22 protein-coding genes are annotated in these 23474 nt (G+C 71.1%); 7 read left to right on the forward strand and 15 right to left on the reverse strand.

The genetic code is table 11. From position 1 onward, the window contains the following. The 7 genes from truB to rimP all read right to left on the reverse strand — a co-directional run bounded on the left by truB (position 1) and on the right by rimP (position 7881). Positions 1-864, reverse strand: a complete 864-nt coding sequence (truB, locus tag AABA78_RS05045; protein ID WP_338261886.1) for a tRNA pseudouridine(55) synthase TruB — start codon at positions 862-864, stop codon at positions 1-3. 10 nt (positions 865-874) lie between these two features. Then, positions 875-1234, reverse strand: a complete 360-nt coding sequence (gene rbfA / locus AABA78_RS05050; protein WP_120523869.1) for a 30S ribosome-binding factor RbfA — start codon at positions 1232-1234, stop codon at positions 875-877. Beyond that, on the reverse strand, positions 1231-1833 hold the full coding sequence (locus AABA78_RS05055) for a DUF503 domain-containing protein (protein ID WP_171421123.1): 603 nt from the start codon (positions 1831-1833) through the stop codon (positions 1231-1233). The genes rbfA and AABA78_RS05055 overlap by 4 nt, the downstream gene beginning before the upstream one ends. 150 nt (positions 1834-1983) lie before the next feature. Continuing rightward, positions 1984-5190, reverse strand: coding sequence for a translation initiation factor IF-2 (gene infB / locus AABA78_RS05060; RefSeq protein WP_338261887.1), 3207 nt, complete (start codon positions 5188-5190; stop codon positions 1984-1986). Between the two features lie 120 nt (positions 5191-5310). Next, the gene (locus AABA78_RS05065) at positions 5311-5607 is read right to left on the reverse strand and encodes a YlxR family protein (protein WP_338261888.1); all 297 of its coding nucleotides are present in this window, start codon (positions 5605-5607) and stop codon (positions 5311-5313) included. A gap of 17 nt (positions 5608-5624) precedes the next feature. After that, positions 5625-7325, reverse strand: a complete 1701-nt coding sequence (nusA, locus tag AABA78_RS05070; protein ID WP_338261889.1) for a transcription termination factor NusA — start codon at positions 7323-7325, stop codon at positions 5625-5627. A 70-nt stretch (positions 7326-7395) separates the two neighbouring features. Beyond that, positions 7396-7881 (reverse strand): ribosome maturation factor RimP, encoded by a 486-nt coding sequence (gene rimP, locus AABA78_RS05075; protein WP_171417110.1) that lies wholly within the window; start codon positions 7879-7881, stop codon positions 7396-7398. A gap of 210 nt (positions 7882-8091) precedes the next feature. On the opposite strand from rimP, the gene AABA78_RS05080 reads away from it, so the two are divergent. From AABA78_RS05080 to AABA78_RS05105, 6 genes are all read left to right on the forward strand, one after another. Further along, on the forward strand, positions 8092-8895 hold the full coding sequence (locus tag AABA78_RS05080; protein ID WP_120549650.1) for a carbon-nitrogen hydrolase family protein: 804 nt from the start codon (positions 8092-8094) through the stop codon (positions 8893-8895). A gap of 131 nt (positions 8896-9026) precedes the next feature. After that, positions 9027-9437 carry a FecR domain-containing protein gene (locus AABA78_RS05085; RefSeq protein ID WP_171417112.1) on the forward strand — a complete coding sequence of 137 codons (411 nt, stop codon included), beginning with the start codon at positions 9027-9029 and terminating at the stop codon, positions 9435-9437. Beyond that, a complete protein-coding gene (locus tag AABA78_RS05090) occupies positions 9434-10294 on the forward strand; it encodes a peptidoglycan-binding protein LysM (RefSeq protein WP_338261890.1) in 861 nt (286 codons plus the stop codon). Before AABA78_RS05085 ends, AABA78_RS05090 begins: the two co-directional genes overlap by 4 nt. Before the next feature lie 28 nt (positions 10295-10322). Next, positions 10323-12035, forward strand: a complete 1713-nt coding sequence (locus AABA78_RS05095; RefSeq protein ID WP_338261891.1) for an HD domain-containing phosphohydrolase — start codon at positions 10323-10325, stop codon at positions 12033-12035. Positions 12036-12137: 102 nt separating this feature from the next. Beyond that, complete coding sequence (locus AABA78_RS05100; RefSeq protein WP_171417119.1) at positions 12138-12479, forward strand: gamma-butyrobetaine hydroxylase-like domain-containing protein; 342 nt, start codon at positions 12138-12140, stop codon at positions 12477-12479. Positions 12480-12510: 31 nt separating this feature from the next. Beyond that, positions 12511-14586: a serine/threonine-protein kinase gene (locus tag AABA78_RS05105; protein WP_338261892.1), complete on the forward strand. Its 2076-nt coding sequence runs from the start codon at positions 12511-12513 to the stop codon at positions 14584-14586. 36 nt (positions 14587-14622) lie between these two features. Here AABA78_RS05105 and AABA78_RS05110 read toward each other — a convergent pair whose 3' ends face one another. From AABA78_RS05110 to AABA78_RS05130, 5 genes are all read right to left on the reverse strand, one after another. Then, positions 14623-15168 (reverse strand): ClpXP protease specificity-enhancing factor SspB, encoded by a 546-nt coding sequence (locus tag AABA78_RS05110; protein WP_338261893.1) that lies wholly within the window; start codon positions 15166-15168, stop codon positions 14623-14625. 36 nt (positions 15169-15204) lie between these two features. Further along, complete coding sequence (gene smpB / locus AABA78_RS05115; protein ID WP_014398822.1) at positions 15205-15690, reverse strand: SsrA-binding protein SmpB; 486 nt, start codon at positions 15688-15690, stop codon at positions 15205-15207. Positions 15691-15707: 17 nt separating this feature from the next. Next, complete coding sequence (panC, locus tag AABA78_RS05120; protein WP_338261894.1) at positions 15708-16562, reverse strand: pantoate--beta-alanine ligase; 855 nt, start codon at positions 16560-16562, stop codon at positions 15708-15710. 2 nt (positions 16563-16564) lie between these two features. After that, on the reverse strand, positions 16565-17473 hold the full coding sequence (gene panB, locus AABA78_RS05125; protein WP_338261895.1) for a 3-methyl-2-oxobutanoate hydroxymethyltransferase: 909 nt from the start codon (positions 17471-17473) through the stop codon (positions 16565-16567). A 173-nt stretch (positions 17474-17646) separates the two neighbouring features. After that, a complete protein-coding gene (locus AABA78_RS05130; RefSeq protein ID WP_171417131.1) occupies positions 17647-18288 on the reverse strand; it encodes a deoxynucleoside kinase in 642 nt (213 codons plus the stop codon). A gap of 178 nt (positions 18289-18466) precedes the next feature. Here AABA78_RS05130 and AABA78_RS05135 point away from each other — a divergent pair, with 178 nt between their 5' ends. Then, positions 18467-18754, forward strand: a complete 288-nt coding sequence (locus AABA78_RS05135; RefSeq protein ID WP_338261896.1) for a hypothetical protein — start codon at positions 18467-18469, stop codon at positions 18752-18754. Between the two features lie 8 nt (positions 18755-18762). On the opposite strand, the gene rsmA is transcribed toward AABA78_RS05135, so the two are convergent. From rsmA to AABA78_RS05150, 3 genes are read right to left on the reverse strand one after another with little or no spacing between them, the layout of a single operon-like run. Next, positions 18763-19641 (reverse strand): 16S rRNA (adenine(1518)-N(6)/adenine(1519)-N(6))-dimethyltransferase RsmA, encoded by an 879-nt coding sequence (gene rsmA / locus AABA78_RS05140; RefSeq protein ID WP_338261897.1) that lies wholly within the window; start codon positions 19639-19641, stop codon positions 18763-18765. 10 nt (positions 19642-19651) lie between these two features. Further along, positions 19652-20650 carry a tRNA (adenosine(37)-N6)-threonylcarbamoyltransferase complex transferase subunit TsaD gene (gene tsaD, locus AABA78_RS05145; protein WP_120558644.1) on the reverse strand — a complete coding sequence of 333 codons (999 nt, stop codon included), beginning with the start codon at positions 20648-20650 and terminating at the stop codon, positions 19652-19654. A gap of 43 nt (positions 20651-20693) precedes the next feature. Next, the gene (locus AABA78_RS05150) at positions 20694-23471 is read right to left on the reverse strand and encodes a response regulator (protein ID WP_338261898.1); all 2778 of its coding nucleotides are present in this window, start codon (positions 23469-23471) and stop codon (positions 20694-20696) included. Between the last annotated feature and the right edge of the window lie 3 nt (positions 23472-23474).

Consider the following 23474-nt stretch of genomic DNA (forward strand, 5'->3'; position numbering starts at 1 on the left):
TCAGTTGAACACCCGCAGGTAGCGCAGCCGCCCGCCCACCACTTCCGCCATGGCGAGCAGCGCGTCATCCGGGCCCAGCACCCGCACGCGGCCCGGCACGGGGGCGACCTCCACGGGGACGCCGTGCAGGACGCGCCGCGCCTCGTCCGCGTTCACCCGGACGGCGGGCAGGTCCGTCAGCGAGTCCGCCAGCGACACCAGCCGCGCCTCCACGGCCTCGCGCGACAGGGACGCCAGGTCCCCCAGCGGCAGCGCGCGCGCCAGGGTGAAGGGGCCGCTCATCGTGCGCCGCAGCGCCTCCAGGTGCGCCCCGCAGCCGAGCGCGCGGCCCAGGTCGTACGCCAGCGTGCGCACGTAGAAGCCCTTGGTGCACCGCACCGACAGCGTCAGCCGGTCCGCGGAGAAGTCGCGCAGCACCAGCTCATGCACGGTGACGGTGCGGCTGGCCCGCTCCACCTCTTCACCGGCGCGCGCCAGTTCGTACAGCCGCTTCCCGGCCACCTTCACCGCCGAGTACATGGGCGGCACCTGTTCGAAGGTGCCCCGGAAGCGTGCGAGCACCGCCTCCAGCAGCGGGGCCGTCAGCGGGGGCACCGGGGCCTCCGCCGTCGGCTTGCCCTGGGCATCCTGGGTGTCCGTCTCCACGCCCAGCCGCACCACGGCGTCATAGGCCTTGTCGCCCTCCGTGATGATGCCGGCGACCTTGGTGGCCTCACCCAGGCACACCGGCAGCACGCCGGTGGCCATGGGGTCCAGCGTGCCCGTGTGGCCCGCCTTCTTCACCTTCAGCAGGCCGCGCACCTGGCGGACCACGTCGAAGGACGTGGGACCCAGGGGCTTGTCGATGACGAGAACGCCGTCCATGAAGCGGGGCCTACCAGCCTTCCTTGCCGCGCACCTCGCGCAGGAGCCGGTCGATCTTATCGCCCTCGCCCACCGAAGCGTCGAAGGCGAAGAAGATTTCCGGCGACACGCGCAGGTTGACCGCGGACGTCACCTCGCGGCGCACGAAGCCCTTGGCCGCCTCCAGGCCCTTCTGCGTGTCCGCCTTCTCCTGGTCCGTGCCCAGCATCGAATAGAACACCTTCGCCACCCGCAGGTCCGGCGACACCTTCACGCCGGTGATGGTGATGAAGCCGATGCGCGGGTCGCGCAACTCTCCCCGCGTCAGCAGGGCACCGATGGCCGCCTGGATTTCCTGCCCCACGCGCTCGGGTCGTGCATGCGTCGTCATTTCTTCTCCCAATCTCGCGGGTTGCGCAGCGCCCGGGCCTTCGCCCGCGCGTCGTCCAGCGTCAAGGTTCCACCTTCACCCGTGGGGCGGGACGTCCCGGGCCCGGGGCCCGCGCCCTCGTGCCGCTGGTCCCACGAGCCCAGCCCCTCCGCCTCCGCCAGCGAACGGTCGCTGCGCAGGAACCGGGCGATGGCCGCCTCCGAGTGCGCGTGCGCGTCCTCGGGGGACAGGTGGGCGTCCTCGTCCTCCGGCGCCGGCACCTTCGCCGGGGCGCGGAAGCCCGTGGGCTTCTTGTCGGAGTAGAGCGTGTCCCCGAAGGCGAGGATCTCCGTCTCCCGGGCCATCAGCGGTGCGACGTACATCTCTTCGATGAAGTGGATGATCTTCTCCAACTGCTCATCCACGTGCGGACGCTCGTTGCCCACGACGGCCAGGGCCACGGACGCCTTCTGCCAGAGGTCCTGGTCGTCCACTTCGGCGACGGCCACGTTGAAGCGGGCCTTCACCCGGTCCGTCACCCGGCGGAGCACCTGCCGCTTGGACTTCAGCGAGGCGCTCTCCGGAATCTGGAGGGTGAGGCGTGCGACACCGACGAACATAGAGGTCCCCCAGGCCGGCAGCGGCCCTGAGCGCTCCATCCCCGCCAGGGCCCCACCGACGCGTCGTCCATCCCCCGGGAAAGGTGGGGCCTTCCCCGGGGTCCGTCGAGTGCGCCTCTCCAGGATGACGAGAGGCGCTGTCTCTCCGGCTTACGAGAGGCTCTGCCGGGTCTCCTCGATCTCGTAGGCCTCGATGATGTCGCCGGCCTTGAGGTCGTTGAAGTTCTCGATGCCGATACCGCACTCGAAGCCCTGCGCGACTTCCTTCACGTCGTCCTTGAAGCGGCGCAGCGACGCCATCTTCCCGGAGAAGAGCTGCTTGTTCTCGCGCATGAGGCGCACGAACGAGCCGCGCTTCATCACGCCGTCCAGGACGGCCGCGCCAGCGATGGTGCCCAGCTTCGGCACGTTGAAGGTGTTGCGCACCTCCGCACGGCCCAGCTTGCGCTCGGTGCGGATGGGCTCCAGGAGGTTCTCCATCTCCAAGCGCACACCGTCGATGAGCTCGTAGATGATGGAGTAGCTCTGCAGCGTCACCTGCTGCGCCTTGGCCGCGGCCTCCGAGCCCGACTCCGGCTTCACGTTGAAGCCCAGCACGACGCCCTTGGAAGCGGCGGCGCGCATGACGTCGGTCTCCGTGATGGCGCCCACGCCCGCGTCGATGATGACCACCCGCACCTTGTGCGTGGTGAGCTTCTCGACCGCCTGGCGCACGGCCTCCGCGGAGCCCTGCACGTCCGCCTTGATGATGACGCGCAGCTCCTTGGGCCCGCCGCCCGCCTTCGTCTTGGCGAAGAGCTGGTCCAGGGACTCGCGGCTGACCTTGCTGAGCTCCGCCTGCCGCTCCTTCATGCCGCGGTGGTCGGCGATCTGCTTGGCCGCCTTCTCGTCGGAGACGACGTTGATGGCGTCACCCGCGGTGGGCACGCCGGACAGGCCGACGACCTCCGCGCAGTAGCCCGGCTTCACTTCCTTCACTGCCTCGCCGCGGCTGTTGTTCATGGCGCGGACGCGGCCGTAGTGCGTGCCGGTGACGATGGCGTCGCCCAGCTTGAGCGTGCCCTCCTGCACCAGCACCGTGGCCACGGGACCGCGGCCACGCTCCAGCTTCGCTTCCACGATGGCGCCCACGGACGGACGGGACGGATTCGCCGTCAGCTCGAGGACCTCCGCCTGCAGCGCCAGGTTCTCCAGGAGGAGATCCAGGTTCATCTTCGTCTTCGCGGAGACGGGCACCATGATGGTGTCGCCGCCCCACTCTTCCGGCACCAGCTCCTGGCTCGCGAGGTCCTTCTTCACGCGGTCGGGGTTGGCGCCCGGGACGTCCATCTTGTTGATGGCGACGACGATGGGCACCTCCGCCTGCTTCGCGTGCTTGATGGCCTCGATGGTCTGGGGCATCACGCCGTCGTCCGCGGCCACCACCAGCACCACGATGTCCGTCACGTTGGCGCCACGGGCGCGCATGGACGTGAAGGCCTCGTGGCCCGGGGTGTCCAGGAACGTGACGTCGCCGCGCGCGGTGGACACGCTGTACGCGCCGATGTGCTGGGTGATGCCGCCCGCCTCGCCCGCGGCCACGCTGGCCTGGCGGATGGCGTCCAGGAGGCTCGTCTTGCCGTGGTCGACGTGGCCCATGATGGTGACCACCGGCGGACGGGGACGCTCGTCCTCCGCCTTGGCCGCGACCTCCGGCAGGTAGTCCTCCACCTCGAAGCCGACGCGCTCGACCTTCCAGTGGTAGTCGGTGGCGATGAGCTCCGCGGTGTCGGCGTCCAGGATCTGGTTCGCCGTGGCCATCTTCTGCATGGCCATCAGCTTCTTGATGAGCTCCGCGGTGCGGATGCCCATGCGCTGACCCAGGTCGGAGACGCTGATGCCCTCCTGGAGCTTGATGACCTTCTTCTCCTCGGCCATCTGGGTGATCTGCGTCTTGGCGCCCTTCTTCGTGGGCTTGCGCTTCTTGCCGCGGATGGGGATCTGGATGCGGCCCCAGACCATGTCCGACAGCTCCTGCTTCGAGACGCTGGTCGTCTCAGGACCCGTGCGCTTGCGCTGGCCACGCTCCTTGTTCTTGGAGACGTCCACCAGCTCGCGGCCGCGGCCCAGGTGATCCGGGACGACCTTGTACTCGCGCTTCTCCGTGCCGAGCGCCGTGCGGCCCGGGGCCATGGGGTACTGCTTGGCCTGGGTCGTGGTGGGCGTGACGCGGCGGACCTGGATGAGCGGGCGCGAAATCACCACGGCCTGGGTGGCCGTGGGGCGGGCCTGGGCGCCCGGCGTGGGCGCGACCTGGGCGTGCGGGACGCCGCCGACCATGATGGTCGGGCCGCTCGGCTGCACCGGAGCCCCGGTGCCACCGGCCGTGGGGGGCGAGGACGGACGCACCGGCCCCGTCTGACCCGGACGCGCCTGCATGGGCGCTCCCGGCCGGCTCTGCATGGGCGGCGAGCCCGGACGGCCCTGCATGGGCGCGCCAGGACGGCTGCCCGGCCCGGAAGGACCACCCGGACGGCTGCCAGGACCCCCAGGACCACCCGGACGGCTGCCCGGCGGCCCACCAGGGCGCCCGCCCGTGGAACCCGGACGCTGCACGTAGCCGGGACCTCGGGAGATGACCGTCGCGGACGTCGACGTGGAAGAAGGCGTCCGTGCGGTGGGCGGGACCGGCGAGCGCTGAGGGGGGTTGGGCAAGCGGGGACTCTCCTGCGTAGGACTGCGCGGTGTCGCCGTGGCCGGGGTCGGCTCGGCGGCCCGGGGCGTCTCCACCACGGCCGCGGGAGGCGGGGTGGAAGGCGGCGTCACGGGCGGGGTGGCGGTTGCGGCAACAGGCGGGGTGGCCGGAGCCTCGGGCGCGGCAGGCGCCTCCGGGGCGGCCGCGATGGTTGCGACGGTGGCTTCCGGCGGCGTGGCCGTCACGGCCGGCGCCTCCGGAGTCCGGGCCACGGGTGCCTGCTCCGTGGCGGCGGGCGCCTGCTCCATGGCGGCGGGGGCCTGCTGCGGCTCCTGCTCCATGGGAGCGGCCTGCGGCTCCTGCGCGGGCTCCGGCTCGTAGGCCTGCTCGTTCGACTGTGCGTAGGAGTCCTGGCTCTCCGGGGCGGACATGCCCGCGGGAGGCCCGACCTTGCGGCGCACCACGAAGCCCTTGGCGGCGACGGGAGGCGCGGCCTGCTTCGGCTTGCGCTTGTCCAGGATCTTCTGGACCGCGGCGGTGGCCTGGTCGTCATCCAGAGAGGACGAGTGGCTCTTGACGTCGTAACCCAGCCCGGCGAGCTCGGTCACGACCTCCTTGTTGTCGAGCTCAATCCCGTGGCTCTTGAGCTCCTTGGCGATTTCGTGAACGCGCTTCTTCGACATACCTTGATTGGCCTTCTGCTCCGCCAGCGACGAGGCCGAGCACCCTAGTCCAAAGCCGAAATTGTGTGCGAGTGGTGCTTAACAGCCACCTCTCCCCGCAACCTCTCCACCCACCCGCCCTCACTCCCAAGCCTGTCCGAGCGCTGACGGGTCGACCTGCCCCGCCTTGCCCCGGAAGGCCCTGCCCAGCGCCTTACGCTTGAGCGCTGCCGTCAGACAACCGGCACCGCACAGGTACGCCCCCCGCCCTGGCAGCCTCCGCCGCCTGTCCGCCACCACGCCGCCCTGGGGACCTACCACGAACCGGGTGAGTTCCGCCTGTGACTTGCGCGACCCGCACCCGACGCAGGTCCGGACGGGACCTGACGCCGTGATTTCCATGGGATGTGTCCCCGGCCGTTTCGTTGCGCGGCGCATCTCCCTACCCCCTGTGGTTACGGTGCCTTGGCCGCTTCCGCGCCCTCCGAGCCGCCAGCCGACGCCAGCAGCCCCCGCTCCGCGTTCAGTTCCGCGCGCAGCTTGGCCTCTTCCACCAGGTAGTTCTCCGCCGCGCTCTTCAGCTGGCGGGCCTTCTTGATGCCCACCCCCGGCACGTCGCCCAGGCGGGTGAGGTCCTTCTCGTTCGCGATGTCCTCCACCGTGCGGTAGCCGGCGAGGATGAGCTGCTCGATGGTCTTCTCCCCGACGCCGCGCACGCGCGCCATGCGCTCCGGCTGGGACAGCTCGTCCGGGTGGCGGCGGGCCTCGGCCAGGCGGGCCTGCTCGCGCTCGTAGTCCATGCGCGACAGCTCCTGCTGGTCCTCCACCATGCGCTTCTTGGCCTCCTCCTGCATGGAGGCGATGCGGGTGGGGTCGATGCCGGGGATCTGCGCCAGCATCTCCGCGTTGGCGTCCGCCACGTCGCGCGCCTGACGGAAGCCGTGCGCGTAGAGCGTCTCCACCAGCATCTCGTTGACGCCCGGCAGGGCGCCCAGGGAGCGGCTGGCGAACTCGCGCATCTCCCGCACGCGGCTCTCGCTGTTGATGTCCAGCTTCCAGCCGGTGAGCTGGGCGGCCAGGCGCACGTTCTGACCGCGCCGGCCAATGGCCAGCGACAGCTGGTCGTCCGGGACGATGAGCTCCATCGCGTGGTTCGCCTCGTCGATGATGACGCGGCTGACCTCCGCGGGGGCCAGCGCCGAGCACACGAAGCGGGCCGGGTCTTCATCGTAAGGGACGATGTCGATCTTCTCCCCGCGCAGCTCCTGCACCACCGCCTGCACGCGGCTGCCCTTCATGCCCACGCACGCGCCCACGGGGTCCACGTCCGAGTCGCGGCTGGACACGGCGATCTTCGCGCGGCCACCGGGCTCACGCGCCGCCGCCTCGATGACGACGATGCCTTCGGCGATCTCCGGCACCTCCATCTCGAAGAGCTTGGTGAGCAGGTTCACGGACGCGCGCGACAGGACGATCTGCGGGCCCTTGGACTCGCGCAGCACGTCCAGCACGTAGGCCTGGACGCGGTCGCCGGGGCGGTAGGTCTCACGGGGGACCTGCTCGCGCACGGGCAGCACGGCCTCCGCGCGGCCCAGGTCCACCACGATGTTGCCGCGCTCGAACCGGCGGGCGATGCCGGTGACGATCTCGTTCTTGCGGTCCTTGTACTCGTTGAAGACGTTCTCGCGCTCGGCGTCGCGCGTGCGCTGCAGGATGACCTGCTTGGCCGTCTGCGCCGCGATGCGGCCGAAGCCGCGGCGGAAGGTCTTCAGGCGGAGGATGTCGCCGTACTGGTCGTCCTGGGCCTTGGCCTCGGCGGCGTCCTCGTCCCGGTAGAAGATCTGGAAGACGAGCTCGTCGCCGGGCTCCACCTCCATGCCCTTCTTGTGGGCCTCGTCCATGGTGATCTGGTTGACCGCCTGGACGGGGTCGGTGATCTCCGCGACCACGGTGATGGCCTGGAAGAGCTCCACGACGCCCTTGTCCGGGTCGTACTTGGCCTCCAGGTTGCGGTCCTGGCCAAAGTGCTTCTTGGCCGCGGTGTTCATCGCGTCCTCGAGGGTGGCAATGAGCACGGCCCGTTCGATGCCCTTGTCCTTGGCGACCTGATCCAGGACGAGGTTGAGGTTGACTGCCGGGTTGGCGGGCGTGGGCATGGCTTTGTCTTCTCCGAAAATGGGTCCACGGGCGGCCCTGGCGCGAACAGGGTCCCCTGTATGTGGGCTTCTAGAACTCGAACTCCAGATGGGCCTTGGCGATGTCCTTGAAGGGGATGACGAAGACGCCGCCCCCTTCCACGTCCACGGAGATGGCGTCGGCCGCCACATCGGTGAGCGTGCCGCTGAAGTTCTTCCGCGGAGGCTCTCCCAGCGGGCCGAAGGTCTTCACCTTGACCTTCTGCCCCTTCACCCGTTCGAAGTGCGCCGGCTTCTTCAAGGGCCGGTTCACCCCGGGGCTGGACACCTCCAGGTTGTATTCCTGGGGGATGAAGTCCTCCACGTCGAGCACCGGATCCACGGCGCGCGACACCTGGGAGCACTCTTCCAGTCCCACCCGGCCACCGGGCTTGTCGATGAACAGCCGCAACACCCAGCCCTCACGCTCGCGGACGTACTCCACGTCCAGGAGCTCCAGGCCTTCGTTCGCCACGATGGGGTCCAGCAGCGACGCTGCCTTCTCCTCCACCGTCTGTTTGATGTTCTTCGACTCCATGGCCAGGAAACGGGTCTCCAAAAACGCGAAAAGCGGGCACGGCGGCCCACTTTTCGAATGTGATGCGTCGAAAAATGTCGGGGCGTCCGTAACACACGCCCCCTCGGGGTGTAAAGGAAGGACACACCCGGAGGCACCGGGTCAAACGCCCCCCGGGATTGAAGGATTCCCAGGGGTTCCGAGTGACGCCGGTGGCATTATAACGCCCCCATGCACCTCATCGCCGCCGCCCAGATGGTGTCCACCGCGGACAAGGCCCACAACCTGGACGTGGCCACGCGCCTCGTGCGCCAGGCCGCCTCCCTGGGAGCCCACCTGGTGGGCCTGCCGGAGAACTTCTCCTGGATGGGTCCGGAGCCCGAGCGCCCCTCCGCCGCCGAGGGCCTGGACGGCCCCACCCTGAGCCGGATGGCGGAGCTGGCCCGGGGGACGAAGACGACGCTGCTGGCCGGCTCCATCCTGGAGGAGGGAGCGCCCGGCGGCCGGCTCTACAACACCAGCGTCCTGTTCGGCCCGGACGGCGCCCGGCTGGCCGTGTACCGGAAGATGCACCTGTTCGACGTGGACGTCGGCGACGGGGCCACCTACCAGGAGTCCGCCGCGGTCGCCCCCGGGACGGAGGTGGTGGCGGCGGACACGACCGTGGGCCGGCTGGGGATGAGCGTCTGCTACGACCTGCGCTTCCCGGAGCTGTACCGGCGGCTGTCGAAGGACGGGGCGACGCTGCTCGCGGTGCCGGCGGCGTTCACGATGATGACCGGCAAGGACCACTGGGAGGTGCTGCTGCGCGCCCGCGCCATCGAGAACCAGGCGTACGTGCTGGCGCCGGCCCAGGGCGGGCGGCACTCCGCGCAGCGGCTGACGTACGGCCACGCCATGGTGGTGGACCCGTGGGGCCTGGTGACGGCGCGGGCCTCCGAGGGCGAGGGGCTGGCGGTGGCGCCGGTGGATCCGGAGCTCCAGGCACGCATCCGGCGGAATTTGCCGTGCCTGGCGCACAGGCGGCTGGACTAGGCAGGCGCCCGTGCATGGGATGGGGCGGGGGGCCCTTCCAGCGCGGCTTTTGCCGGTTAGAGTGGGCCTTCAGGAAGACCCCTCTGGTGAATGGACGACGCTGGCCTCCCCTGCTTTTCGCGGTCGCACTCATGGCCCTTCCTCCCGGCTGCACCGCCGATGAGAAGCCCCGGGGGCCCACCGAGGCGCCCCTGCCTCCGCCCGTTCCCCGGGCGCATCTGCGGGAGCTGACGGGGGACGTGCAGATCAAACGCGCGGTGGCGGACGAGTGGAGCCCCGCGCGCGACGAGCTTCCCCTCTACGAGAACGACAAGGTCCGCACCGAGGCCGGGGCCAGCGCCCAGCTGGTGTTCGCCAATGGCAGCAGCCTGCACCTGGGAGGCGATTCCCTGGTGGGCATCGCGGAAAGCAAGCTCCGGACGGACGTCACCGTCCTCCGGGGACGGGTGGACGCCACCCTGGAGAAGCCGGCCACCCAGTCGCTGTCCGTCACCACCCCATCCGCCACGGTTCGTGCGGGCAGGAAGATTGAATTCCAATGAAGGCCGCCCTCTGGCTCAGCGCGTGGATGGGGCTGTCCGTGGTGCCGTCAACCGCTCCGGCGGTGGGGCGCGAGCCTCCGGAAGGCGCTCCCCTTCCCGGAAGCGCCACGGCGCCGGGGCCGCGCAAGGCGCCCGGCACGGAGCCGCAGACGGCGCTCAAGGCGCTGGAGATGTCGCGCGCGGCGGTGAAGGCCGCGCCGGACGATGCGCGCCGCCGTGAGGCCGAGGTCCGCCTCAAGGACGCGGAAGAGCACTACCAGGCCGCCCGGTACGCGGACGCGCTGCACAAGGCGGACGAGGCGTGGGCGCTGCTCAACCCGCCCCAGCCGTCCAACTTCACGGTGGAGGTGGACCACGACGGCGGCACCACCACCGTCACCCACCGGCAGGGCCCGCCCGTCACCGTGGAGGCGCAGCACGCCACCCGCGTGCTGGCGAAGGGCGAGTCCGTGCGCGTGCAGCAGGGCACCGTGCTGCCGGAGCCGCCCGGCGCGCCGCAGCTGGCGCAGCCCGCGGACAAGGCGCGGCTCACGCTGAAGGCCTCGTCCGGAACCGGAAGCGGGGCCCTGCTGGGGCCGGTGACGCTGGCGTGGACCGCCGTCGCGGGCGCCACGCGCTACGAGGTGGAGGTCGTCGCGGAAGGCGTGGAAGGCGGAGCGGCTCCGGCGCCGGTGCGCTCCGTGCAGGCTGCTCGGCAATGGACGTTGCCGCCGCTGCCCGCGGGCCGTTATCGCTGGACGGTGACGGCGGTGAGTCCGGAGCAGGGGCGGTCCCTGCCCTCCCAGCCACGGCGCTTCGAGCTGGCCGCGGAATCGCTCGAACTCAACGTCAAGGTGAAGGACGGCTGGCAGAAGTAGCCGCCTGTCCGCGCGAGGAGCCACCGCCGTGCGACTTTTCAAAGCCATCCTCCTCCTGATGCTGGTGGTCAGCATCATCCCCACGCTGATGGTGGGCTGGTTGTCGGTGTCCCATACGCGGGAGCTGCTCATCCGCGACGCGCAGGAGCTGGCGCAGGAGCGCGTGAAGCAGCTGCGGCTCAAGGCGGAGAGCTTCCTGGAGGACCCCACGGAGATGGTGGTGGGGCTGTCCAGCGTGCCGGGCGGCTTCTTCACCCTGTCGCGCGACACGCAGAAGCTGCACATCGCGTCGGTGCTCAACCAGCGCCCGGAGGTGCTGGCGCTCACCGTGTTCGGCGCGGACAAGCAGCGGCTGCCGGGACTGCAGGCCTTCGCGGTGCACGACATGGCGCCCAGCGCGGTGGCGGAGCACGAGGAGCGCGCGCGGGCGCTGCTCGACGAGGGGCTCACCGGGGTGCGCTACTCGGACGTGGTGGCGCCCCAGGGCGGCGGCGGGCCGGTGGTGACGCTGGCCTTCCCCGTGGGCGACCCGGTGCAGGGCTACATGGCCGCGGACCTGACGCTCGCGGGCCTGCGGCAGATGCTGGCGCAGGAGCGCGTGGGCAGCACGGGGTTCGCTTACCTGGCGGACCGGCACGGCCGCTTGATTACCGGCGGCGGCGACCTGGGCGCGGTGGGCGAAGACGTGTCGAAGCGGCTGCCGCTGGCGCACCTGCTCAAGCAGCGCGAGGGCACGCCCGACACGGAGCTGTTCCACGTGGGCAACTTCGGCGAGGGGCGAAACGCGGTGGTGTCCGCGTACTCGGTGCTGCCGGAGGCGGGCTGGGCCATCGTGTCCGAGCAGCCGGTGGAGCACGCCTACCGCCAGGTGGAGACCATGGAGCGGCGCATCCTCCTGGGCCTGGGCGGCGCCATCCTGGTGGCGCTGGTGCTGGCGGCCATCTTCTCCCGCAACCTCACGCAGCCGCTGAAGACCTTCATCGCGACGTCGCTGGAGCTGGCGCGCGGCAAGTTCGGCGTGGAGGTGCACCTCAAGCAGAAGAACGAGCTGGGGGAGCTGGCCCAGACGTTCAACTACATGAGCAAGCAGCTCCTGGCGTACGACATGGAGACGCGCGGCCTCTACGAGAGCCTGGAGAAGGGCTACCTGGAGACCATCGTCGCGCTGGCCAACTCCATCGACTCCAAGGACGCGTACACGCGCGGCCACAGCCAGCGGGTGGGCGACGTGGCGGTGGAGATTGGCAAGGAGCTGAAGCTCACCGAGCGCGAGCTGCGGCAGCTGCAGTACGGCGGCATCCTCCACGACATCGGGAAGATTGGCATCGCGGAGAACATCCTCTGCAAGCAGTCGCGCCTCACCGACCAGGAGATGGCGACGATGCGCGAGCACCCCGCCATCGGCGACGCCATCATCGGCCCCGTCACGTTCCTGGGCCCGGTGCGCGCGTGCGTGCGCCACCACCACGAGCGCTGGGACGGCACGGGCTACCCGGACAAGCTCAAGGGCGAGTCCATCCCGCTGCTCGCGCGCATCGTGGCGTGCGCGGACACGTTCGACGCGTGCACCTCCACGCGCCCCTACCAGAAGGCCATGCCGCTGGAGAAGGCGATGGAGATCCTGGACAACCTGAGCGGCGCGCAGCTGGACCCCAAGGTGGTCCTGGCCCTGCGCGCGGTGCTGGCCCAGCGGGGCGTGCGGCTGGAAGGCCACCGGCAGCCCGTCAAGCTGGCTTCCTGAAGCTCCGCGCCCCGGGCCCCTTCCGGTTTCGCGGCAGCCACCCCACCCCGCCGGAAGGATGGTAGGGAGGGGCTGCTGCCCCAAGCATTGGAAGGTGGACCGGTGAGCAACTTCTGGGATCGCATCAAGCCCGCGCCCAAGCCCGTCAGCGCGACGGATGCGAAGCTGTCCGCGGACGGCGAGTCTTTGACGCTGACGTGGGACGACGGCGCGACGACGACCGCCACCGCGCAGGTGCTGCGTCAGCAGTGCCCGTGCGCCGCGTGCGTGGACGAGTGGACGGCGAAGCGCACGCTGGACCCCTCGCAGGTGCCCGCGAACCTGCGCGTGCTGCAGATGCAGCCCGTGGGCAACTACGCGCTCGCGTTCGTCTTCAGCGACCAGCACAACACGGGCATCTACCCGTGGAAGCACCTGCGCGACATCACCCAGTCGCAGGGGTGATGCGCCCCACCGCGCCTTTCCGGAGGTCCTCGTGACGTCGCGCTATCGGCTGCTGCAACCGCTGGCCACGGGAGGCATGGCGGAGCTGTTCCTGGGAGTGGCGAAGGGCGCGGAGGGCTTCGAGCGTACCGTGGCCATCAAGCGCGTGCTGCCGCACCTGGCCCGCGAGACGGACATCGCGAACATGTTCGTCTCCGAGGCGCGGCTGGCCATGCTGCTGCAGCACCAGAACATCGTCACCGTGCACGACGTGGGGGAGAGCGCCGAGGGGCTCTTCCTGGTGATGGAGCTGGTGGACGGCTGGGACCTGGGCGCGCTGATGCGCGCGGTGACGCGGCAGGGGCTGCGGATCCCTCCGCACCTGGCGGTGTTCATCGCGAGCCAGGCCCAGGCGGGACTGCAGCACGCGTACCGGCGCCAGCACGGCGGCCAGGTGGTGATGACGGCCCACCGGGACGTGTCGCCGTCCAACCTGCTGGTGTCGCGCGAAGGCGAGGTGAAGGTCACGGACTTCGGCATCGCGCGGCTCGCGGGGCTGTCGCGCACGGAGCCCGGGGCGTTCAAGGGCAAGGTGCCCTACGCGGCACCGGAGGTCCTCCGGGGCGAGCCGGCCACGGCGCTGAGCGACCAGTTCTCGCTGGGAACGCTGCTGGCGGAGATGCTCGCGGGGCAGCACCCGTTCGGCGGATCCGCGGAGCCGATGGCGGTCGCGCACTCCATCCTCAACCGCGCGCCCGCGTCGCTGCCGGACGTGCCGGCGTCGCTGGCCACGCTGGTGCTGCGCATGCTGTCGCGCGACCCGGCGGGCCGCTTCCCGGAGCCGGAGGACGTGTCGGAGGCGCTCGCGCGGTGGCTGGCGACGACGGGTGAGCCCGCGTCGTCGCATGCGCTGGCGACCTTCCTTCGAGGAGTGCGGCTGCCCATGTCCGTGGGGGAAGTGGCCCGGGCCGCCCTGGCGGAGGCTCCGGCGTCGACCTCCGCTTCGTTCGAGATGTCCGCCGCGCCGCGCGAGGGCGTGGCCCCGGGGCGGGCTCCCTCCTCGCCCGGCTCCGCCTCGGTGACGATGGCCTATGGCGGCGCGGCTGCCGCGGCTTCGGGCGCGGTGGCGTCCGCGCCGTGGAGGGCGCCAGCGGCGGCCATCCCCGTGGGGGCGGAGGAAGAGGAGCCATGGAGCCCGCCAGTGGGAGGCGTCTCGCTGTCCGCGTCCGGCGCCGTGGTCCACACCTGCGCGCTGTGTGGCTCGGCCCTGGAGTCCCCTGAGTCGCCCTGCGAGTCCTGCACGCGCGGGCCTTCCGCGACCGCGTCACCCGTGGCTCCTGAGACCGCGGGACCGGGGACGGCGACGGGACACGGCGCTGGCGCCGCCCCTGCCTCCGCGAGCGCGCCCGCGTGGCCCGGCGCCGAGCCCGTGGCTCCCCGAGGAGCGGGCCCAGGCCCTTCGCGGCCTCCGGTGGGCGCGACTCCGGCCCGGGCGGCGGCAGGCGCTGGGGCCGGGACCGCGCGAGGGACGGAGTCCGCAGCGTCCGCACGGCCTCAAGCGAATGCACCCGCGAGGGCGAAGTCTTCGCCGGCCGCAGGGAATGCGGCGGCCTCCTCCGCGGCCCAGGCTCCGGCGAATGCGCCCGCCCTGGCCACGCAGTCCATCTCGGACGTGGACGAGTCCGAGCGGATGAACCGGCCCAGCATCCGTCAGGCGGGCCAGGGCGACCTGGAGCTGGAGGCGCGCGCGCCCCGTCCGGAGGGCACGACGTACGAGCTCGAGCCCGTGGCCTCCTCCCGTCCCCGCAGGCGCTGGGGCCTGGCGGTGGCGCTGTTCGGCGTCGCGGCGGTGCTCGCGGCGGGCACGCTGTACCTGTGGCCCCGCTACGAGGCCCAGGTGCTGCACGCGCTCGGCGCTCCGACGGCGCTGCTGTCCATCCGCAGCGAGCCCCCCGGCGCCACCGTCCTGGTGGACGGCGTGGAGGTGGGCGTGACGCCGCTGGCGATGGACAACACCTACCCCTCGCGCTCCATCTCCGTGCAGCTCAAGCTCAAGGGCTACCGCGCCTGGACGGGCTCGTTCATGGGCGGCAAGAAGGCGGACGTGGAGGCGGAGCTCAGGCGCTGACGCGTCACCGAGCTCCAAGCTCCGGGGCGGCCCGCCCTACTTCACCAGCCGCAGGTGGCCACGGCGCGGCGGCTGCGGCTCGTCCGGGGGCCCACCCTCGGGCGGCGGCGGGGCCACTTCCGGACGCGACTCCGGCTCATCGGTGCGCTCGGCCTGGACCTCGCGCAGGAAGGCGCGGGGCCTTTCTGCGGCGACGGGCACGGGCACGGGCGTGGGCGGCGGCGGACGCGCGACGGAGGCTGACGCCACCGGGGGCTGCTGGAGCAGCTCCGGCGGCATCTCCTCCGGGTACATCCAGAACTCCTTCGTCACGTGGCTGGCGATGGCGAACAACGCCGACCAGGGCACCGCCACCGTGAAGCGCGAACCGGAGAAGCTCAGCGTGGAGCGCACGCCCCACTCCCCTACCGTGAGGTCGGGTGGCTCGAAGCGGTAGGAGAGGTTGAGGCGCAGGTGTGCTTCGCCTCGGAGGCTGGCGGGGACGAGCACGCCGGGGCGGCGCGCGTCCAGGTGGATCATCACCATCCCCTGGTCGAGCGCGGCCAGCAGCCGCTCCTTCTTGTCGGAAACCTTCTTGTCCATTCCAGCCTGTCCAGCGGGGGAATTGCGGGCGCGCCCTCAACGACGGCGCACTTCCCGGTCCATCTCCCGCTTCGTCTCCCGTTCCTTGATGTCGTGGCGGCGGTCTTCGTGCGTCTTGCCGCGGCACAGGCCCAGCTCCACCTTGGCCCGCCCCTTCCTGAAGTACAGCACGAGCGGGATGATGGAGTAACCGCGCTCGCGCACCTTGGCCGTCCACCGGTCTATCTCCGCGCGGTGCATCAGCAGCTTCCGGCCCCGCGTGGGCAGGTGGTCGAAGACACTGGCCGCCTTGTAGGAGCCGATGTGGGCGTTGAGCAGGAACAGCTCCGTGCCCTTCTGGAGCGCGTAGGCGTCCGACAGGTTGGCCGTTCCTTCACGCAACGACTTCACCTCGCTCCCCGTGAGCTCCAGCCCGGCCTCTATCTTCTCGTCCACCGTGTAGTCGAAGCGCGCACGCCGGTTCTCGGCAATGAGCTTCACCCCCGGCTCCGCACCCACACCCTTCGACTTTCCAGCGGCCATAACGTGTCCCGGGTCTCCTAACCGGCCAGCGGCATGTTGTCGATGAGCCGCGTGGTGCCCGAGAAGGCCGCCACCAGCATGCGCGCCGTCTGTCCGGGCGCCACCGTCACCAGGGGTGAGAGCGTCCCGGCGTCCCGCACCTCCACGTAGTCCTCCCGGAGGTCCGCCGCCTGCAATTCACGGCGGGCGGCCTCCACGAGCGCTCCCGTGTCCCGGGTGCCGGAGGCGAGCAGGGCCTGGGCCGCCCGGATGCCCTTCGACAGGGCGAGCGCCCGGCGGCGTTCATCCGCGGACAGGTAGGCGTTGCGGCTGCTCATGGCCAGCCCGTCCGGTTCGCGGATGGTGGGCATGCCCACGATGTCCGCGCCCAGGTGCAGGTCGCGGTTGAGCGTCTTGATGACCTGGAGCTGCTGGTAGTCCTTCTCCCCGAACAGCGCCACGGCCGGGCGGAACAGCGCCAGGAGCTGCGTGACGATGGTGGCGACGCCCCGGAAGTGGCCGGGACGCCGCTCGCCGCACAGCCCCTGGCTCACCTCCGTGACGTCCACGTAGGTCTGGTAGCCCGGGGGGTACATCGCCGCGGGCTCGGGCGCGAACACGGCCGTGACGCCCGCGCTCGCGCACTTCGCCAGGTCTCCCTCGAAGTCGCGCGGGTAGCGCGCCAGGTCCTCGCGGGGACCGAACTGCGTGGGGTTCACGAAGATGGAGGAGGCCACCACGTCCGCGCGCCGGCCGCCCTCCCTCATGAGCGAGACGTGCCCCTCATGCAGGAAGCCCATGGTGGGCACGAGCGCCAGGGACTTCCCCTCCTTCTGGAGGGACGCGACCCAGGCCTTCACTTCCGGAACGGTGCGCAGGACGTGGGGGGCCATGGCTAGACCGGAGCCCCGTAGATGCCGCCGACCTTCTCCGCGGCCTCGCCAGCGCCTTCCGCGTCGGGGACGACGGGCGTGGGCGTCACCAGGCGGATGCCCTTGGTGGCCTTGAAGCTGTGGTCCTCATCCGGGAAGGTGCCCGCGCGCACCTCGGAGAAGTACGTGTTCGCGGCCTCCGTGATGTTCCCGTGCAGGTTGGCGAAGCGCTTGACGAACTTCGGCTTGAAGTCCGGGTTCATGCCCAGCAGGTCGTAGCAGACCAGCACCTGGCCATCACAGTGCTTGCCCGCGCCGATGCCGATGGTCGGAATCTTCAGGCTCTGGGTGATGGTGCGCGCCAGCTCCAGCGGCACGCCCTCCAGCACCAGCGCGTAGGCCCCCGCGGCCTCCAGCGCGAGCGCGTCATCCAGCATGCGGCGCGCGGCGTCCTCGTCGCGGCCCTGCACCACGTAGCCGCCCATCTTGTGCACCGACTGCGGCGTCAGCCCCAGGTGGCCCATGACGGGGATGCTGGCGCGGACGATGGCGCGCACGGTGTCGGCGAACTCGGCGCCGCCCTCCAGCTTCACGCTGCCCACGTTGCCTTCGGACACGAGCCGCCCGGCGTTGCGCACCGCCTCCTGCGGCGACACCTGGTAGCTCATGAACGGCAGGTCGCCCACCACGTGCGCCCGCTTCGCGCCGCGGCTCACCGCCGCCGAGTGGTAGACCATCTGGTCCATGGTGACGGGCAGCGTGGAGTCCTGGCCCTGGATGACCATGCCCAGCGAGTCACCGACCAGGAGCACGTCCGCGCCTCCCTCGTCGAGGATGCGCGCGAACGTCGCGTCGTACGCGGTGACCATGCAGATCTTCTGACCGGACTGCTTCAGGCGCTTCAGCGTGTGGATGGTGACCTTGTCCTTCACGGTTCACCTCCTGTGGCAAGACGGGTGGGACAGCCGCGTGGAACGTCAGGCCCCTCGCCGTCCCCAGGGGGATCGCCGGAGGCCAGGGTTCCACGGGGATGCACTCTAACGCCCTCAAAGGCCGCGTGGGGGGATGACCGCACCACTCCAGGCAACCAGCCGGGCGGCGGCTGTCAGCCCCGGCGGGACCGGGGGGTGTAGTGCTGCACGCCGGACTTCGCGGACGCGATGGCCTGCATCAGGTCCTCGCGGTCCTGCTCGTTGTGCACGAAGTCGATGTCCGACGTGTTCACCACCAGCAGCGGCGTGTCCTGGTAATGCGCGAAGAAGTCGTTGTACGCGTGCGTGAGGGCCTCCAGGTAGCCCGCGTCGAACTTCCGCTCGAACTCGCGGCCGCGCTTCTTGATGCGATGCAGCAGCACGTCCAACTGGGCCTGGAGGTAGATGACCAGGTCGGGCTGCGGGACGCGGGGCCCCAGCGCCTCGAAGACGCGGTCGTAGAGGGCCAGCTCGTCCGAGGCCAGCGTGAGGTTGGCGAAGATGCGGTCCTTCGCGAACAGGTAGTCACTCACGGTGACGGCGCGGAACAGGTCTTGCTGGAAGAGTTCCTGCTGCTGACGGAAACGCGACAGCAGGAAGAACACCTGCGTCTGGAACGCGAACTTCTGCCGGTCCCCGTAGAAGCTGGAGAGGAAGGGGTTCTCCTCCACGACCTCCAGGATGCGGCGGCTGCCCAGGCGCTCCGTGAGCAGGTGGGTGAGGCTCGTCTTGCCCACGCCGATGGGGCCTTCGACGACGATGTAGCGGTGGTCCATCGGCCCGAGGCCTCCGCCCCCGGAATCCACGCATGTGACACATGCGCGCGGGGGGCGGATAACACAACCATGCCCCCGCGCATCCGGCAATTTTCGCCGGGCCACCCCACCCTTGCGCCCTCCGAGGTCATCCCCTACGGTGCCCGCGAACACGCAACAGCGGAGCAGCGGGCCACAGATGCGCGGCAGGCAGCGGGTGAAGACGGTGGTGGACCTGGTGGAGCCCACGGAAGTGGCGCCCGCCGCCCGTACGGCCACGGCCCCGCCCGCACCTCCCGTGGACGTGGATCCACTCTATGGCGTGGCCCTGCTCAAGACGGCCTTCGAGCTGAAGCGCCGGCCGGAGGGCTCCGTGGAGGACGTGCTCAGCGGCGTGCTCGCGCGCCTGCGCATCGACGAGGACGAGTTCCGCGCGTTCCTCGCCCAGCAGGGCGGGCTCCTGGCCGCGCTGGGCCAGAAGCGCTGACGTCTCCCCTACTCCTGTGAGCTGTCCTCTTCCGGCGCGTCCGGGGGCGGCGGCGCCATGGCGGTGACGGGGCCCAGGGCGCGCTCGATGGCGGCGAACTCCTCCGGGGAGAGCGTCTCCGCGCGGCGGCCCGGGTCGATGCCCGCCGTCTGCAGCGCGGCCAGCATCGCCTCCGGCTTCGCCAGGCCCTTGTCGGACTTGAGCGAGTTGATCAGCGTCTTGCGGCGCTGCGCGAAGCCGGCCTTCACCAGCCGCGTGAAGCGGGCCTCGTCCACCAGCGGCGCGCGGGGCTGCTTGAGCCGCGTGAGGCGCAGCACGGCGGAGTCCACCTTCGGGGGCGGATGGAAGCGCCACGCCTCCAGCGTGAGCACCTGCTCCACGTCGAAGTGCAGGCCGAGCAGCACCGTGAGCAGGCCGTAGTCGCGGTTGCCGGGCTCCGCGGCCAGCCGCACCACGACCTCCTTCTGGAGGGTGAAGACGGCGCGCGAGATGTGGGCGCGCTGCGCGAGCACCTGGAAGAGGATGGGGCTGGTGAGGTGGTACGGCAGGTTGCCCACGAGCGCGATTTCGGGCGCGCCGGCCACCTGGGCGAAGTCCACCGTGGCGGCGTTGCCGGGCACCACGCGCACGCCGGGGATGGCCTCCTTCTCCAGCACGGCCACCATGTCGCGGTCGCGCTCCACGGCGGTGACGCGCGCGCCGGTGGCGGCGAGGAAGCGCGTGAGGTGACCCAGGCCCGGGCCCAGCTCCACCACGGGCTCGCCCTCGCGCAGCGCGAGCGCGTCCGCGATGGACTGGAGCGCGTCCGGGTCTCCGAGGAAGTTCTGTCCCCAGCTGTGCTTGGCCCGCAGGCCGTGGCGCTTGAGGATGTCGCGCGGAGAATCCACTGTCAGGCCCCTACTCCATGCGCCAGGCGGGGTCGGCCGCGAGGCGGAAGTCACCGCGCAAGCCGCGGCGCCACGCTTCATACCCCGCGACGGCGATCATCGCGCCATTGTCCGTGCACAGCCGCACCGGCGGCAGGAACATCCGCAGGCCCCGCTCCTCCGCTCGCTGCTTGCACAGCGCGCGCAGCCGTGAGTTCGCCGCCACGCCGCCGCACAGCACCAGCTGCGTGTGGCCCAGCTTCTTCGCCGCGGCGACGAGCTTCTTCGACAGCACGTCCGCCACCGCCTCCTGGAACGACGCGCACAGGTCGTGGAGGGCCTGGCCTTCCGGCACGCCGTGCTTCTGCACGTGGTGGAGCACCGACGTCTTCAGCCCGGAGAAGGACACGTCCAGGTTGTCGCCCGGCAGCGCGCGCGGGAAGCGGATGGCCTCCGGGTTCCCCTTCTGCGCCAGCTCGTCGATGGGCTGCCCGCCCGGGTACGGCAGGCCGAGGATGCGCGCCGTCTTGTCGTAGGCCTCGCCCGCGGCGTCGTCGCGCGTGCGGCCGACGAGGCGGTAGTTCCCGTAGTCGCGCACCTCGTAGAGGCTGGTGTGGCCGCCGGACACGACGAGCCCCAGGAACGGCGGCGCGGGCGCGTCCTCCAGGAGGCGGATGGCCAGCAGGTGCCCTTCCAGGTGGTTGGCGCCCACGAAGGGCTTTCCGGTGGCGAGGCTCAGCCCCTTGGCCACCTGGAGCCCCACGAGCAGCGCGCCGATGAGGCCGGGGCCGGACGTGACGGCGAGCAGGTCGATGTCGTCCAGCGTCTTGTCCGCGCGGGTGAGCGCCTCGTGGACGACGGGCATCACCTGGACGATGTGGTTGCGGCTGGCCAGCTCCGGCACGACGCCGCCCCAGCGGCGGTGGATGTCCACCTGCGTGGAGACGACGTCCGACAGGACGCGCCGCCCGTCCTCCACGACGGCGGCGGCGGTTTCATCGCACGAGGTTTCGAGTCCCAGGACGAGCACGACGACTCCAGCAAGGACGGGGAGGCTGAAGCGGACAGGCCGCCTAGCTGCCCATCCCCTTGAGCAGTGCGCGCACGTCCTCCGCCGAGCTCCCCGTCGGTTCGAGGAACAGATACTTCTTATAGGCCTCGGCCGCTCGGGTTTGATCGCCGGAGAACTGGAGCGAGCTGCCCAGCCAGAACCAGGCCTTGGCGTTCTTGGGCTCCGCCTTGACGACGTCCTGGAGCAGCCTGGCCGCTTCGCGGTAGCCGGACTCGCTGGTGCTGCTGTTGTTGGCCAGCGAGATGCCCAGGCCCGTCTTCGCCTCGATGGAGTCGGTGTCCAGCGCGAGCGCCTTGCGGTAGTTCGTCACGGCCGACTTGAAGCTCTTGCGCGCCATCGCCGCGCGGCCTTCCCTGACGAAGTCCGCGTAGGTGAGCTTCGCCTGCACCACGGGCGGCGGCGCGTCCGGGGGCGGCGTGGGCGTCGGGGCGACCGCGAGGCCCGCGTCGGGGACGGTGGCGGGCTCCGGCGTGGCCGTCTTCACCGGCGCGCCCGCGTCCTCCGGGCCCGTGGCGATGACGGTCTTCGGCGGGGTGGCCCCCGCGTCGGTCTGCGCGTCCACGGTCTTCACGGGCGGCGGCGCGACCTCCGGCGGAGGCGTGGTCTCCGGCGGCTTGGGCGCTTCCACGGGCGGAGCGGGCTGCGTCACCTTCGGTTCGGGCGGCTTGGGCGTTTCGGAGCTGCCCGAGCCCTTGGAGATCACCACCGCCGCGACAGCCGCCACCAGGAGCAGGCCGCCCGCGACGTAGAGGCCCGTGCGCTTGGGCTTCATCGCGGCGATCATCGCCGCGTCGTCCTCGTCGTGCGCGGACTTCGCGGCGGCGGGCTTCGTGGAGGCCGCGGTGTTCGCACCGTGCGCCGCCGCGGTGGCACCGTGAGCAGGAGGCGCCGAAGCGCTCGCCACGGGCGCGACGGGCTCGGGCTCCGTGAAGTACGCTTCGGACGCGGGCACGTCCTGCGCGGCCAGGTCCACCGGCGCGCTGGGAGCCGGGGGCGCATCGAAGGGCGTCGTCGCGGGGTACTCGACGTTGAGCGCCACCGGGGCCACCTGGGGCGGCACGATGCCGTGGCCCGGATACGGCGGCAGCGCCAGTTGCTGCGGCGTGGCCTCCTCCACCGGCACTTCGTCCTGATGGGGCTCCGTCCCACTGACCAGCGTCACCTCCGACGACGGCGGGGCCGGCGTGGGCGGCGGCACGGGCGCCAGCGGGCTGGGCGCGATGGCGGCGCCACCGAAGATGGGCGGACGCGAGGGCAGCGGCTCCACCGGCGCCGGCACGGGCGCGGCGGCGAACGGGCTGGGCGCGGCGGCCGGCGCGCGGGGCGCGGACGCCCAGGGCGAACCGGGGCCCCAGGTGCTGGAGGAGCTCAGGCCCTCCGTGTCCACCCGGTTCCAGTCGAGCAGCAGGCTGCGCCGGGCATGATCCACCGCACGGTGCGCCGGGGGCGGCTCCACCAGGAACGCCGAGCCCTCCTGCGACAGGGGCGGAACGACGGGCTCCACGCCCTCCTGCCCGAACGGAGGAGGAGCGCCCTCTCCGGGGCGGGTGCGCGGCGGGAAGAGGATCACCTGCGCGGGCTGCGCGGAGACCGGCGCGGGCGCAACCTCCGCCACCGGAGTGACCTCCTCCATGGGCTCGGCCGGCGCGGGCGGGGCCTCCTCGACGGGCGGGGCTTCCGCGACGGGCGCCACTTCCACGGGGGGCGGCTCGACGGGGGCCGGAGCCTCCGCGGGCGCGGCCTCCTGCGCGGGCGCGACGTCCACGGGGATGGGCGGCGCGGTGTTCAGCCACTGCTCGATGCCCGGCTTGCTGCTCTGCACGGGCTCCTGCGGCGCGTTGCCCAGCTCGCGGATGAGGCCCTCGAAGTACAGCTTGCTGATGATGCCCAGCGCGGCCAGGTCCTCGAAGTCCGAGTCCTCCACCACGCGCGACAGCGCGCGCTTGCCGTCGAACAGGCGCAGCAGGCCGTTCACCTCGTCGGGGATCTCCGACAGGCGGTCCGCCAGCTGGTGGTAGTCGATCTCGAAGACCGTCTCCAGCGGCGGGAGCTGCTCGAGCATCCGGCCCCACTCGTCCAGCCGGCGCATGCCCTCCATGAGGAGGCCCTGCGTGGAGACCTCGATGCGCTCGGTGCGGTCCAACGTGGTGAACTGCACGTCGAACTGACCTTCGAACGTGTTGAGCAGCCGGTAGAAGGCGTTCTCGCCCTTGAGCCGGCCCAGCTCCGCGTCGATGACGCGGCCTTCCTTGAAGTAGACGACGCCGGTGCGCTCGCCCTGGATGGAGATGACGCCCGTCTTGCGGCCGATTTCGAAGGTCTGGACCAGGTCCACGACGCCCATGTCGGCGAGGCTTCCCGCGAAGCCGCCCTTGGTCGTCTCGCGCTTCTCGATGCGTTCCTTCTCGGCCTTCTGAAGGATCATCTTCACGCGGGTGACGATCTCTTTGATGTAGATGGGCTTCGTCAGGTAGTCGTCGCCCCCGAGCTCCAGGCCGCGCACCTTGAACTCGACCGACTTCTGGTTCGTCAGGAAGACGAAGGGGATGAACTTGAAGCGCTCGTCGGACTTGAGCTGCTTGCAGAGCTCGAAGCCGTCCATCTCCGGCATCTTGGTGTCCGCGAGCACGAGGTCCGGCGGGCTGATCTGGACCTTCTCCAGCGCATCCTTGCCGTGGATCGCAGTCGTGACGGAGAAGCCGGCCTTCTTCAGGCTGACCTCCATCACGCGCAGACTCTTCGCGTCACCGTCGACGAGGAGCAGGTGCTGCTTGGCCACGTG

This window comes from Corallococcus caeni, assembly GCF_036245865.1.
GTDB lineage: Bacteria > Myxococcota > Myxococcia > Myxococcales > Myxococcaceae > Corallococcus > Corallococcus caeni.

What these genes read in the sequence shown, in the direction of transcription:
- truB (WP_338261886.1), bottom strand. Translation starts at nt 864, where the DNA reads ATGGACGGCGTTCTCGTCATCGACAAGCCCCTGGGTCCCACGTCCTTC.
- rbfA (WP_120523869.1), bottom strand. Translation starts at nt 1,234, where the DNA reads ATGACGACGCATGCACGACCCGAGCGCGTGGGGCAGGAAATCCAGGCG.
- AABA78_RS05055 (WP_171421123.1), bottom strand. Translation starts at nt 1,833, where the DNA reads ATGTTCGTCGGTGTCGCACGCCTCACCCTCCAGATTCCGGAGAGCGCC.
- infB (WP_338261887.1), bottom strand. Translation starts at nt 5,190, where the DNA reads ATGTCGAAGAAGCGCGTTCACGAAATCGCCAAGGAGCTCAAGAGCCAC.
- AABA78_RS05065 (WP_338261888.1), bottom strand. Translation starts at nt 5,607, where the DNA reads ATGCGCCGCGCAACGAAACGGCCGGGGACACATCCCATGGAAATCACG.
- nusA (WP_338261889.1), bottom strand. Translation starts at nt 7,325, where the DNA reads ATGCCCACGCCCGCCAACCCGGCAGTCAACCTCAACCTCGTCCTGGAT.
- rimP (WP_171417110.1), bottom strand. Translation starts at nt 7,881, where the DNA reads ATGGAGTCGAAGAACATCAAACAGACGGTGGAGGAGAAGGCAGCGTCG.
- AABA78_RS05080 (WP_120549650.1), top strand. Translation starts at nt 8,092, where the DNA reads ATGCACCTCATCGCCGCCGCCCAGATGGTGTCCACCGCGGACAAGGCC.
- AABA78_RS05085 (WP_171417112.1), top strand. Translation starts at nt 9,027, where the DNA reads ATGGCCCTTCCTCCCGGCTGCACCGCCGATGAGAAGCCCCGGGGGCCC.
- AABA78_RS05090 (WP_338261890.1), top strand. Translation starts at nt 9,434, where the DNA reads ATGAAGGCCGCCCTCTGGCTCAGCGCGTGGATGGGGCTGTCCGTGGTG.
- AABA78_RS05110 (WP_338261893.1), bottom strand. Translation starts at nt 15,168, where the DNA reads ATGGACAAGAAGGTTTCCGACAAGAAGGAGCGGCTGCTGGCCGCGCTC.
- smpB (WP_014398822.1), bottom strand. Translation starts at nt 15,690, where the DNA reads ATGGCCGCTGGAAAGTCGAAGGGTGTGGGTGCGGAGCCGGGGGTGAAG.
- panC (WP_338261894.1), bottom strand. Translation starts at nt 16,562, where the DNA reads ATGGCCCCCCACGTCCTGCGCACCGTTCCGGAAGTGAAGGCCTGGGTC.
- AABA78_RS05130 (WP_171417131.1), bottom strand. Translation starts at nt 18,288, where the DNA reads ATGGACCACCGCTACATCGTCGTCGAAGGCCCCATCGGCGTGGGCAAG.
- AABA78_RS05135 (WP_338261896.1), top strand. Translation starts at nt 18,467, where the DNA reads ATGCGCGGCAGGCAGCGGGTGAAGACGGTGGTGGACCTGGTGGAGCCC.